We start from the raw sequence: 12,917 nt of genomic DNA, 5'->3' as shown, positions 1-12,917 counted from the left end.
ACTCCCATGCAACACCTGATGCGCAGCAAGCTCTTCGTGCCCGGTTCCAGACCGGAGCTCTTCGCGAAGGCCGCCGCGTCCGCCGCCGACGCGCTGTCCTTTGACCTTGAGGATGCGGTCGCGAAGGACCGCAAGGCGGAGGCGAGGGATGCGGTCGGGAACTTCCTGCGGAACCGTCCGGCGGATGCCCGGAAGGTCGTCGTGGTCCGCGCGAACGGTCTGGCCAGCGGGCTTTTCGAGGACGATCTCGGGGTAATCGTCGGCCCCGGCCTCGACGTCCTCAACCTGCCGATGGTCGAGAGCGGCGAGGAGGTCCGGGAGGCGGCGCGCGTGCTTGCGCGTCTCGAGGCGGCAGCGGGCGTCGAGCGCCCCGTCGGCATCCTTGCCAATATCGAGACTCCCAAGGGACTGCGCCTAGCGGCCGAGATCGCGACAGCGGATCCACGCGTCGTCGGCCTCCAGATCGGCTATGCCGACCTCTTCGAGCCGTGCGGCATCGATCGGTCTGATCCCGGCGCCCTGAACTACGTCCGCATGGCGATCCGCCTTGCGGCGGCGGAGGCGAAGCTTCCCGCCTATGACGGGGCCTATGCCGTCGTGGCGAAGCCGGAGCGGTACCGCGAGGAATGCGAGGAGGCCCGCAGCCTCGGGTTCGCGGGGAAGAGCTGCATTCATCCCACGCAGGTGCCGATTGCCAACGAATGCTTCATGCCGCGCCCGGCAGAGATCGAGAAGGCCCGTCGCATCCTGGCCGCCGCCGAGGAGGCCGCCGCCAAGGGTGTCGGAGCCTTCGTCGTCGATGGCCAGATGATCGACGAACCCTTCCTCGTCAGCGCACGGGCCGTCGTCGCGCTCGCCGAGCAACTCGATCCGGCCCGTGCCGGGGGAGGGCGCTGACATGGCTTCTTCGAAACTTCACCAGCGTGACTACACTCCCGAGGCGCGCGGCACCCTGGACGGCGTGCGGGTCCTCGACCTCTCGCGGCTGTTCGCGGGCAACGTACTCACGCAGATGCTAGGGGACTTCGGAGCCGAGGTGATCAAGGTCGAGCCGCCCGAGGGCGACACGCTGCGGGCTTGGAAGACCGAGGGCGTCAGCACGCATTGGAAGATCTACGCCCGCAACAAGAAGAGCCTCTGTCTCGACCTGAGGAACCCTCGCGCGTCCGAAATCATCAAGAAGCTCGTGCCGTCCGTCCAAATGCTCGTCGAGAGCTTCCGGCCGGGCGTGCTCGAGAAGATGGGCCTTGGCCCCGACGCATTGCTGGCGCTCAATCCTAAGCTCGTTATCGTGCGGATTTCGGGATGGGGCCAGGACGGCCCCTATAGCCAGCGCCCCGGGTTTGGCACTGTGGTGGAGGGAATCTCCGGCTTTGCCGCAATCAACGGTTTTGCCGATCGGGAGCCGGTTCTTCCCCCGATGTATCTGGCCGATGGCGTTGCGGGCATCTACGGCGCCTCGGCGGCTATGATCGCCTTGCGCGAGGTCGAGATGAGAGGCGGCCAAGGGCAGGTCATAGACCTGCCGCTGCTCGACCCGCTCTTCTCCATCCTTGGCCCCCAGTCCGCCAACTACCGCCTCACGGGCAAGGTCAAGCCACGGACGGGGAGCCGCTCGACGAACTCGGCCCCGCGCAATGCATATCGCTGCAGGGATGGGAGGTACGTCAGCCTCTCGGCCTCGATCCAGAAGATGGCCGAGAGGTTGTTCCGATCGATTGGTCGGACGGACCTCATCGACGATCCCCGGTTCCGGACAAACGCCGACCGCGTCAGGAATGCCGAGGAACTGGACGCCATCATCGGTGCCTTCATCGCCGAGCGGACGCAGGCGGAGAACGTCGCCTTCTTCGAGGCGGCGGAAGTTACCATCGGCCCCATCTACGACACCGCGCAGATCCTGGAGGATCCACACTTCATCGAGCGCGAGGTCGTCGCGGACTATCCCGATCCCGAGATGGGTGCGCTCCCGATGCACCACGTCGTGCCCCGGTTCGGTGGCACGCCCGGTTCGGTGAGAAAGCCAGCGCCCAAGCTCGGCGAGCACAACCGGGAACTGCTTTCCAAGATCGGATATGACGATGCCGGTTACGCGGACCTCGTCGCATCCGGCGTGGTGAGCGGAGAAGCATGATCGGCTGCGGGCGGAGATACCGTGACGAAGCCTGAGGGAGCCTTCCATGACGATCGGGTTCAGAATCCGACGCAACGCGCGAACAGTGAGCCCCGAGGTGGTGGAACGGTTCAGGGCCTTGCCCGTGGCGAATGTGAGCGATTCCATGTCGCGCATCAGCGCTGCCGGGCCGCGGATACGGCCAATGCACCGAAGCGGGGTGCTCGCCGGCCCGGCTCTCACGGTGAGGACGCGCCCAGGCGACAACCTAATGCTCCACAAGGCGATCGACATTGCAGCCCCCGGCGACGTGATCGTTGTGGACGGGGGAGGCGACCTCACCAATGCACTCATGGGCGAATTGATGCTGGCGCATGCGATCCGGCGCGGGGTTGCCGGCTTCGTCCTCAATGGTGCGATCCGCGATGCAGCGGCCCTGTACGAGCGCAACCTTCCGGTGTTTGCAGCGGGAGTGACGCATCGAGGGCCGTATCGAGACGGTCCCGGCGAGATTGGCTTCCCCATCTCGATCGACGGGATGATCTTTGAACCGGGTGATCTGGTTCTCGGCGATTGCGACGGTATCGTTGTGGTGCCGCAGGATCAGGTCGAAAACGTCTATGTTGCAGCGAAGGCCAAGCACGAGGCGGAGAACCGTCAGATGGAAGCGACAGAAGCCGGAACGGTGGACCGTTCATGGGTGGACAAGTCCCTCGCGCGTCTGGGATGCGAATTCTTGGATTAGGTGCACGCGTTTCTCGACCTAGCGCCTCGTGCGGACCCGGAGGGTCGCGTCGAACGATGCGCTCTTCAAAAAGTGGAGCATCGGAGTGGATCCCGAAGGTGGGGCCACGTTCAGGTCCGATGCTCTAGAGCGGTTCGAGGTTGAACGGAACCGGAAGATCTGACGCCCCGTCGGCCAGGGGCGCGAGCACAGAGGCTCGCCTGACGGCAGCATGGTTCCAGGACGTGCGCCGGTGCATTGTGCGTGCGGTCGAGACAGGCAGCTCGATCCGCCGGGCTGCCGCTCGTTACGAAGTGAACCCCTCCGCCTCCTCTATGAACTACCGAATCTCATGCGATAATCCTCACGCTTCATCATGTGCAGAATAGCCAGCAGCTCGTTGCCGCAGATTCAGGTAAGGATTTGTCTCGCGCACAGCGTACCCCCTGTTCTGGCTCAGGCGAAAGTGACCGTACTGTTCCCGGCAGGCGCCGCCGGAGGGGCTGCCCAAGAGCATCAATCGGTTCATTACGCCTGCGCGGATGGCGCAAGGCTCGAAGCCACGTTCTCCTCCCAGGCACCTCCCTGGAGTCAGTCAGGCTTGATCTATGCCGGATCCTCGACTGAGACGACGCTCCCCCAGGCCTTTCTGCGGAAAGCGGCCGGTATACGCAGAACGACGTCGCGTTAAGTGATCACGTCGCTCAGGTCAAAAATGGCTCTTCCCGAGCGGCGATGGTCTCCACCGGCACCAATCCACCCTGGGCCGTGGTTTCCCGAGGAGCGGCGAAGCGGCCTTCCTCGGCCTTATGGAAGTACTGGCTCGCGACGAGCATGCCCTTGAAGGGACGGATCGGTGGAATGCAGCTCAGCAGCATGAACGGCAAGGTCGTGAGCAGATGCACCCACGCGGACGGCTCGTAGGCCAATTCGATCCACACGCCGAATGCCGTCGCCGGGATGGCCATCGTCATCATGACGAAAAAGGCGGGTCCGTCAGCCGGATCGGCGAAGGAGTAATCGAGGCCGCATGCCTCGCAGCGAGGTGCAAGCGTGAGAAAGCCGTTGAACAGACGGCCCTGCCCACACTCGGGGCACCGGCACCTGAGGCCGTACTTGAGAATGGCATCCTTTGCGCCAACGTTCGCGGTCATGTCTGATCCTTCATGCCTGGGCTTCCATTCGTTGTGACGTCGAGCTCTTGCGAAGTGTCCGATTACGATTTCAACCAGAACCGGATGACGAGGCCCACGGCCGCCGTCGTGCCGACGCCGGCGGCCCAAAGGCCTACGAACCACAGCCAGCGGCGCAGGGCGGAGCCTTGTTCAAGATCGTTGGTCATCAATGGTATCCCTCGTGTCCGGTCTTGCCGCGGAACACCCAGTACGAGTACCCGGTGTAGCCGAGGATGATCGGGATCAGCACGCTCGCGCCGACCAGCATGAACTGGAGGCTCACGTTCGGGGCCGCGGCCTCATGGATGGTGACCGCGTTCGGCACCACGTACGGGAACATGCTGATGCCCAGCCCGAGCAGGCAGAGGGCGAACAACCCCAGCGTCAGCAGGAACGGCCAGTACTCCCAGCGGCGCACCAGGCTCACCAGCAGCGTTCCCGAGCACAGACCCACCAGCAGCGGCACCTGGGCCGTGAACAGCACCTGCGGCCAGGCGAACCAGCGCTCGTAATAGGCGCCGCTCAGGAAGGGCGTCGCCACGCTGACGAGCCCGATGCACACGATCAGACTGATGGCGAGCCTGCCGGCAAGGCGGTAGCTGTGGTTCTGGACCATGCCCTCGGTCTTCATCACGAGCCAGGTTGCGCCAAGAAGCGCGTAGCCGACCACGAGGCTGACCCCGACCAGCAGACTGAACGGCGTCAGCCAGTCCCACCATCCGCCGGCATAGGAGCGGCCCTCGACCGCGATGCCTTGGAGCAGGGCGCCGAGCGTGATGCCCTGCGCCAGCGTCGCCACGACCGAGCCCGTGGTGAAGGCGAAGTCCCAGTAGCGACGGTGACCGGGATCGCGCCAACGGAATTCGAAGGCGACCCCGCGGAAGATCAGCGCCAGCAGCATGGCGATGATCGGTGCGTAGAGCGCCGGCAGGATGATCGCGTAGGCCAGCGGGAACGCCGCCATCAGGCCGCCGCCGCCGAGCACGAGCCAGGTCTCGTTCCCATCCCAGACCGGGGCGACCGAGTTCATGGCGCTGTCGCGCTCCGGTCCCGGGGCGAAGAACGGAAACAGGATGCCGATGCCGAGATCAAAGCCATCCATCACCACGTAGGCGAAGACCGCAAACGCAATGACAAGGGCCCAGAGGGTGGGGAGATCAGGAACGGGGATCATGCTTTAAGCCTCCGCGCCGAGGGTGCGGGCCGGGTTGACGGCGGGCGCCGGGGTGATGCCGGCGGTGCGGATCGGCTCGCGTCCGGCCTCGGGTCCGCTCTCGCCAGGATGCGGGGCCTTGCCCATGAGCTTGAGGATGTAGCCGGTGCCGGCTCCGAACACGATGAAGTAGACGACGATGAAGGTCAGCAGCGAGGCGGCGACGGCCGGAGCCTCAAGGGGTGAGGCCGACGCGGCTGTCTTGAGCAGGCCATAAACCGTGAAGGGCTGCCGTCCGACCTCGGTGGTGACCCAGCCGGCGATCACCGCCACGAAGCCCGCGGGACCCATGGCCAGCGCCAGCCAATGCAGCGGGCGCCAGTCGTAGAGCCGGCCGCGGAAGCGCGCCCACAGGCTGAGCAATCCGAGGGCAAGCATCGCGAAGCCCAGGCCCACCATGATGCGGAACGACCAGAACACCACGGGCACATAGGGCCAGTTGGCGCGGTTGACCGTATCGAGGCCAGCCAAAGGCGCATTCAGGTCATGCTTGAGGATGAGTGAGGACGCCTTCGGGATTGCGATGGCGTTGCGCACCGTGCCAGCCTCCTGGTCGGGGATGCCGAACAGGATCAGGGGTGCGCCATCCGGGTGGCTTTCAAAGTGCCCTTCCATCGCCATGACCTTGGCGGGCTGGTGCTCAAGCGTGTTGAGGCCATGCATGTCGCCGGCCAGGATCTGGAGCGGGGCGACAACCGCCACCATGCCCATGGCCATCGAGAACATCACGCGGGCGCCCTTGTTGGTGCGCTCGCGCAGGAGGTGCCAGGCGCCGACGCCGCCCACGACCAGCGCGGTCGTGAGGTAGGCGGCCAGCACCGTGTGCACAAGGCGATAGGGGAAGGAGGGGTTGAACACGATGGCCCACCAGTCCTGGGGCACGAACTGCCCGGCCTCGTTCACGGTGTAGCCGACCGGAGTCTGCATCCAGGAGTTGGCGGACAAGATCCAGAAGGCCGAGATGAAGGTGCCGACGGCGACCGCAAGGGTAGCGGCGAAATGCAGCCTCCGGCCGACACGCCCCATGCCGAAAAGCATGATGCCGAGAAAGCCTGCCTCCAGGAAGAAGGCCGTCATGACCTCATAGGCCATCAGCGGCCCGATGACCGGTCCGGCCTTGTCGGAGAACACCGACCAGTTGGTGCCGAACTGGTAGGACATGACGATGCCCGAGACCACGCCCATGGCGAAGGCCAGGGCGAAGATCTTGAGCCAGTACTTGAACAGGTTGAGGTAGACCTCGCGCCCGGTCCACAGCCACAGCCCTTCCAGCACGGCGAGATAGCTCGCCAGCCCGATGGAGAATGACGGGAAGATGAAGTGGAAGGAGACCGTGAACGCGAACTGGAACCGCGCCAGGAGAAGGGCGTCGAACTGATCAAACATGCTACTTGTCCTTGGGGTCGTCGCGGCGGCTCTTCTTCGATCCCGGTACGACGAAGAGTCGATCCTTCATCTCCAGGATCTTCTGCACCTTCGAGCCCAGCGTCAGGAGCTGGACGAGGCGTTCGGTGTCGAGCCGCTGCACGTCGGCGTACCAGCCGGTGAGCAGCTCGAAGAGGTCGTGCATTTCGCGCATGCGCTCCTGCGCATGGCGCTCCTCCGTGCTGGCCGGTTCCTGCATGAGCACTTCGCGCAGGAGGGTCATGGTCGGGTCGATCTCGCGCTTCTTGCGCTCCTCGACCAAGGTCCGGACGATCTGCCAGATGTCGTCGGGCGTCGAGAAGTAATCGCGCCGGTCTCCCGGCTTGTGCTGGAGCCGCACGAGATTCCAGGCCTGCAACTCCTTGAGCCCCATGCTGACGTTGGATCGGGACACACCGAGGCGCTCGACGATGTCCTCGGCGTTCAGCGGCTCCTTGGAGAGGTAGAGCAGGGCGTAGATCTGGCCGACGGTGCGGTTGATGCCCCAGCGGGAGCCCATCTCGCCGAAGTGGAGCACGAAGGTTTGGACGAGGGGAGGGAGGTTCACGGGAAGTCCTGAAGTTTCAGTATTTTCTGAAATATGTGATTTAGGGCGATCCAAGTCAAGGGATCCAAGTCAAGGAGTGTGCCGACGCCAGGTCCCGGGAAGGGAGGCAAGCCGATCTGCGACCCGCCCTACGTCGATGCGCTGTTCTCGCCTTCGGTTCAGGCCATTCGGCACAAGCCGCCGCATGGCCTCTTCCTCAATACTGCTCCGCGACGATCCGGCTGACTGCTGGCCGTCAGCGCTTCTCGCGAGATCTCGCCGACATTGCACTGACCGAAGCCGCCCTTCGCCCTGGTTCACGAACAGGAACGTGACGTCGTGCCTGGCTGCGGCCTTGCCCGCCACCATCGGCATCTCGCGCCGACACGCTGGGCACCACCTCGCCCACAGGTTCACGACGACGGGCTTCCTCTGTGCGGAGGCAGGGTTGCCGAGCCGCCCCCGAGCCCCCCTAACGCGACATCGGGCTCGGCGTCGCAGGCGTGGCGTTCGTCGGTTGCCGCGCGGCCTTCCATACGAACAGCGCCACGCCGAGAGGGGCCACCGCTGCGGCGGCGGTCCGGCGGTGATGAGCGCAACCTACGCGGCTCGCCGCTGGCCGCCGCCTTTCTCGCCTGCGGCCGGAATGTGCAAGATTGACCGAGGCAAGACCTTCACTAGCTGAGCTATGCAGGGTGTCGTTTGCTGATCCAGACCAGTCGCCGTCCAATCCCGGCGAGCCTCTCCAGGTAAAGATACAGCACAGGTGTGATGAAGAGGGTCAGCAACTGCGACACGATCAGGCCCCCGATCACCGCGATCCCAAGCGGCTGACGCAACTCGGAGCCGGCGCCATGGCCGACAGCAATGGGAATGGCGCCGGCCAAAGCCACGGCAGTGGTCATCATGATCGGACGAAAGCGGATCAGGCAGGCCTCCCGGATCGCAGCGGATGGGGACAGACCTTCACGCTGACGCACGATCGCATGATCAACCATCATGATGGCGTTTTTCTTGACGATCCCGAACAGCAACAGGATGCCGATCAGCCCCATGATGCTCAGTTCCATCTGAGCTAGCTGGAGAGCGGCGACCGCCCCAAAGGCGGCAGCCGGAAGACCTGCCAGGATCGTGACTGGATGGACAAGGCTTTCATACAGCATGCCCAGGACGAGATAGATCGTCAGGATCGCTGCCGCGAGCAGCAGCGGCTGATTGTGCACCATGTCCTGAAAGACGCGAGCTGTTCCGGCAAAGCCAGTCGTCACAGTGGCAGGAACGCCTTCCTCGAATTTAAGAGCATCGATCCGGTTTACGGCTTCGCTAAGCGCAATACCAGCCGGTGTATCGAAGGAGATCGTCGCCACCGGCCGCTGCCCAAGCTGGGCGATGGAGCGCGGGCCCGCCGTTCGCTCAATCGTGGCGAAGGACGAGAGCGGAACCAAGACGCCGCTTGCCGACCGAATGCTAACGAGTTCGAGCGGGTTCATGGTTCGAGCGACACGAGGATCAAACTCGATCAGAACCCGGTAGCTGTCCGTATCGCCATGGATCGTCGCTGCCTGCCGGGCGGCGAAGCCGGTGCGCAGGGTTGAGCGCAATTGCTCGGACGTGATCCCGAACTGGCGGGCCTTGTCGTGGTCGACGCGGATGGCGACCTGAAGGGCTGTCTCCTGCGCATCGCTCCTGACGCCAACGAACATGGCATCCTGGCTCATCCGGTGAGCCAGCCGCGCCGACCAGTGCTGAAGCTCGGTAAGGGTCTGGGCCTGCACCGTCATCTGGTATGGACCCCGGCCGGACTGGCTTCCCATGCGGGCGTTCTGGGCCGTTGTGACAAGGCTCTCGATACCGGGCAGTTGATCCAGATCCCGCCGCAGATCCGCTAGCACTTGCGCCAATGAGGGCCGCTCAGCCTTGGCTTTCAGCTCCACAGACAGCCGCCCCTCGTTGAGGCTTGTGGTCCCTGTTGCTCCGATCTCCGAGACTATCTCGCTCACATGCGGGGAGGTGCGCAGCACCTGCTCGACCTGACGCTGCAACTCGACCATGGCCGGGAAGGAGACGTCCTGGCGTGCGCGGGTCGAGATCAGAATTTGTCCGATGTCCTCCTGTGGGAGGAAACCCTTCGGAATGGTGCGGAGCAGCCAGCCGGAGCCGATAAGGCTGATAAGAAACAGGATCAGCATCAACGGGCGGACCCGCAGACTCAAGTCCAGACATACGCCATAGCCGCGTGTCAGCCCTGACATCGCACGATCCGCGAGGTTTTGGCGGCCGGCCACCCGCCCCCTGGTGCCGGGCATACGAGCGGTGAGCATTGGCGTGAGACTTAAGGACACCAGAGCGGAGATCGCCAGAGCGACCGAGACTGTGATGGCGAATGGGCTGAGGATGCGTCCGACCACCCCGTCCATCAGCAGGAGCGGAATGAATGCGGCGATAAGGGATGCTGTGATGGAGATGACCGTGAAGGCGATCTCCTTGGCTCCCTTCAGGGCTGCTATGTGAGGAGGCGCTCCGGCCTCGATGCGGCGCACGATGTTGTCGGTCACCACGATGGCATCATCCACTACGAGGCCGACGGAGAGGGTCAGGGCGAGAAGGGTGATGTTGTCCAGGGACATGTCGAGGGCGTACATGGCCGCAAAGGTGGCTACAATCGAGACCGGAATGGTGACACTTGGGATGAAGGTCGTGGTGAGACGGCCGATGCCGAGATAAAGGACGGCACAGACAAGACCGATGGTGAGCACCAGGGTGAAAGTGACATCGTCGAGGGCGGTGCGGATCGAGATTGAACGATCGTTCATTGTGGTGAGGGATACGCCAGGCCCGAGCTCCTCCCGGATACGGGGCAGGGCAGCCCGGACCTTGTCCACTACCTCAATTGTGTTGGCATCGGGCTGGCGCTGTACCGCCAGAATCAGCGCAGGTGAGCCGTTGTGCCAGCTGGCGCGTTGATCGTCCTCGACGGAGTCGATCACCCTGGCCACATCTCCCAGGCGAAGCGGCCGACCATTCCGGTGTGCAATGATGAGATCGCGCCAAGCCTGTGCATCGCCGAGCTGGGTCGAGACCTCGAGGTTGAAATGCTGGTCGGGGCTCCTGATGACGCCAGCAGACGTATGGGCATTGGCGGCCTGGACGGCGCGCTCCACTTCGTCGACGCCGATGCCACGCGCTGCGAGTGTCAGGGGATCGAGCTGGACGCGCACGGCATACTTCTGACTGCCGGACATGGTGACCTGAGCGACGCCGGCGATGGCCGACAGGCGTGGTGAGATCACGGTGCGAGCGAACGTGTCGAGCTGCTGGAGGAGATGCGTATCGCTTCTCAGGACGATCAGCACGACCGGGGCATCCGCCGGGTTCAGCTTGCGGTAGACGGGCGAGCCCGTCATCTCGACCGGCAGGTGCGGCTGGGTGCGGGCGATGGCGGCCTGCACGTCGGCCGCCGCCAGATCGATGTCGCGCTCAAGCGCAAACTCCAGAACGATCGCGGACGCGCCCTGAATGTTGGTTGCGCTGATCTCCCGAACAGACGGGATGGCCGAAAATTCTCTGATCAACGGCGTCGAGATGGTGGTCGCCACGGTCTCGGGGGTGGCACCGGGCAACGCGGTCGAGACGGAAATGGTGGGGATGTCAATGCGGGGCAGGGCAGCGACAGGAAGATGCCGGTAGGCCACAAGCCCGGCGAGGGTCAGGGCTGCCGTCAGCAGGAGTGCGGCAACGGGACGACTGATGAAAAAGCCCGGAATATTCATGGGCGCACGGATCGGGCATCGGCGGTGCGGGGGGCCTGCGCCAGCGGCGCTGGGGCTGTCTCGATGATCAGGCTGCCGTCGCGCAGGCGTGCTTGGCCTTCGACCACCACGCGCTCGCCGGGAGTGAGTCCTTCGGCGATAACGGCCTCGTCCTGGTTGGTGTCGAGAGGCTTAACCTGCCGTAGCTCGACGATACCGCCCGGTCGAACGACAAAGACGTGATGGCCACGAGGTCCCGTCTGCAGAGCGACGAGCGGAACGGCCGCCGCCTCGGGATGCTTGCCGAGCGTCAGTTGAACCCGAACATACTGACCCGGCCACAGCTCCTCGTCGGCCTTCAGGGTGGCCTTGGCAAGAATGGTGCCTGAACTGACCTCGACCGACGCGTCGATGAATGTCAGATCCGCCTCTGCCGAGACCTGACCATCCTGACCGGAAAAAACCGCCACGCGGCCTGTGTTCCCGGAGCCTGCGAGGGCTGCGCGCAACAAAGGAAGGTCGCGCTCCGGCAAGGAGAACGAAACCTGCAGGTTCGACATTCGTGTGATGGTGACCAGCCCATTGCCGGACAGGTCGGAGCTGCGCACGACCTGACCTTCGCTCCCTTGCACGATGCCGGCACGTCCGCTGATCGGAGCAATGATCCTGGTATGCGCCAGCCTGGTCCGATCTATGGACAGGGCCGCTTCGCTTGCGGCAACATTGGCGGCAGCGATCCTGACCTCGGCGGCGGCCTCTTCGGCTTGGGCCTGGGTGGCGACCGATCGGGACAGCAACTCCTGAGTCCGTTTGAGTGCGGCCTGCGCTTTGGCCAACACAGCTTGGTCGCGGGCCAGGGCTGCCTCACCGCGGGCAATCTGCGCCTGAAGCTCGCGATCATCGAGGCGGAACAGAAGGTCCCCGGCTGCAACTTCTGCGCCGTCATGGATGCGCCGCTCAACAATGGTTCCGTCGATGCGGGTCCGCACAGTGACTCGCGCGGTTGGCTCGATCCAGCCAACGCTCGTCCGGGTAATCGGCATCACCCTTGCGCGGACAGGAGCGGTGATCACGGCGACTGGGGATGGGCTCTTCTGGAGGAGTGCGGTCTGAACTGACGGTGGAGGCTCGGGAGACGGACTTGAGGTCCCTGGTACTTTGGCTCTTGAGATCCAAGCTGACGCCTGTCCTTCCGCTTCCACCAATACATACCAGAGACCTCCCGTGGATACGACCGTGAGAAGGAGAAGAACATTGCGGATCACTGTCTTCGCTCCATTGGCCGAGCTGCCGACCTGCGCTCATGTGCATCGAGCACGAGACCACTGAAGGGCAGATCGAGTGCCTTCCATGTTTCGACGAGAGCCGTAGCAAGTGCCTCGACATGCGCGCTCGTGTGAAGCGGTCCTGGGGTGATGCGCAGGCGCTCGGTGCCGCGGGGCACGGTGGGATAATTGATCGGCTGGATGTAGATGCCGTGCTTCTCCAGCAGACGGTCGGAAGCCGCCTTGCAGGCTTCCGCGTTCCCCACCATCACCGGCACGATGTGGGTGGGGGTGGCAAGCAGGGGCAGGTCGGCACTGATCAGTGCATCCTTGAGCCGCGCGACTTGGCATTGCTGTCCCTGACGCTCGACACGTGACGTCTTGAGATGGCGCACGGAGGCTGTTGCGGCGGCGGCCACGCCCGGCGGCAGAGCCGTGCTGAAGATGAAGCCCGGCGCATAGCTGCGCACGGCATCGATGACGGAAGCGGCACCGGCCATGTACCCGCCCATAACGCCAAACGCTTTGGCTAGGGTGCCCTCGATCACGTCGATGCGGTGCATGACCCCGAGCCGCTCCGCAAGACCTGCCCCGCGTGCCCCGTACATGCCCACTGCATGGACCTCGTCGAGATAGGTCATGGCGTTGTAGCGCTCGGCCAGGTCGCAGATCTGGCGGATGGGTGCCACATCGCCGTCCATGGAATAGACGCTCTCGAACACGATGA

General features: G+C 64.3%; 11 protein-coding genes. 3 read left to right on the top strand and 8 right to left on the bottom strand.

Going from position 1 to position 12,917, the window contains the following annotated elements:
- Positions 1–6 precede the first annotated feature (6 nt).
- From GR328_RS16800 to GR328_RS16790, 3 genes are read left to right on the top strand one after another with little or no spacing between them, the layout of a single operon-like run.
- Entirely contained in the window at positions 7–897 is an 891-nt protein-coding gene (locus GR328_RS16800) for an HpcH/HpaI aldolase/citrate lyase family protein (protein ID WP_246215932.1), read from the top strand.
- Position 898: 1 nt separating this feature from the next.
- Entirely contained in the window at positions 899–2,134 is a 1,236-nt protein-coding gene (locus GR328_RS16795) for a CaiB/BaiF CoA transferase family protein (RefSeq protein ID WP_160885749.1), read from the top strand.
- A 46-nt stretch (positions 2,135–2,180) separates the two neighbouring features.
- On the top strand, positions 2,181–2,858 hold the full coding sequence (locus tag GR328_RS16790) for an RraA family protein (RefSeq protein WP_160885747.1): 678 nt from the start codon (positions 2,181–2,183) through the stop codon (positions 2,856–2,858).
- A 683-nt stretch (positions 2,859–3,541) separates the two neighbouring features.
- Here the strand turns inward: GR328_RS16790 and GR328_RS16785 are convergent.
- The 8 genes from GR328_RS16785 to hemA form a co-directional block, all read right to left on the bottom strand.
- Entirely contained in the window at positions 3,542–3,991 is a 450-nt protein-coding gene (locus GR328_RS16785) for a DUF983 domain-containing protein (protein WP_160885745.1), read from the bottom strand.
- Between the two features lie 62 nt (positions 3,992–4,053).
- Positions 4,054–4,179 carry a DUF2474 domain-containing protein gene (locus tag GR328_RS26890; RefSeq protein ID WP_205790075.1) on the bottom strand — a complete coding sequence of 42 codons (126 nt, stop codon included), beginning with the start codon at positions 4,177–4,179 and terminating at the stop codon, positions 4,054–4,056.
- The gene (cydB, locus tag GR328_RS16780) at positions 4,179–5,186 is read right to left on the bottom strand and encodes a cytochrome d ubiquinol oxidase subunit II (protein ID WP_160885743.1); all 1,008 of its coding nucleotides are present in this window, start codon (positions 5,184–5,186) and stop codon (positions 4,179–4,181) included. The genes GR328_RS26890 and cydB overlap by 1 nt, the downstream gene beginning before the upstream one ends.
- A gap of 3 nt (positions 5,187–5,189) precedes the next feature.
- On the bottom strand, positions 5,190–6,611 hold the full coding sequence (locus tag GR328_RS16775; RefSeq protein WP_160885741.1) for a cytochrome ubiquinol oxidase subunit I: 1,422 nt from the start codon (positions 6,609–6,611) through the stop codon (positions 5,190–5,192).
- A 1-nt stretch (position 6,612) separates the two neighbouring features.
- Positions 6,613–7,197 (bottom strand): MarR family transcriptional regulator, encoded by a 585-nt coding sequence (locus tag GR328_RS16770; protein ID WP_160885739.1) that lies wholly within the window; start codon positions 7,195–7,197, stop codon positions 6,613–6,615.
- A 665-nt stretch (positions 7,198–7,862) separates the two neighbouring features.
- Positions 7,863–10,946 carry an efflux RND transporter permease subunit gene (locus tag GR328_RS16765; RefSeq protein ID WP_160885737.1) on the bottom strand — a complete coding sequence of 1,028 codons (3,084 nt, stop codon included), beginning with the start codon at positions 10,944–10,946 and terminating at the stop codon, positions 7,863–7,865.
- A complete protein-coding gene (locus tag GR328_RS16760) occupies positions 10,943–11,998 on the bottom strand; it encodes an efflux RND transporter periplasmic adaptor subunit (protein ID WP_343039411.1) in 1,056 nt (351 codons plus the stop codon). Before GR328_RS16760 ends, GR328_RS16765 begins: the two co-directional genes overlap by 4 nt.
- 188 nt (positions 11,999–12,186) lie before the next feature.
- Positions 12,187–12,917, bottom strand: a 731-nt coding sequence (gene hemA / locus GR328_RS16755) for a 5-aminolevulinate synthase (RefSeq protein WP_160885733.1), incomplete at its 5' end; no start/stop codon positions are given.

This window comes from Microvirga makkahensis (assembly GCF_009830105.1).
Classification (GTDB): Bacteria; Pseudomonadota; Alphaproteobacteria; order Rhizobiales; family Beijerinckiaceae; genus Microvirga; species Microvirga makkahensis.
Note: the sequence above shows the minus strand (reverse complement) of the source record. Positions and strands in the feature narration are given on the sequence as shown.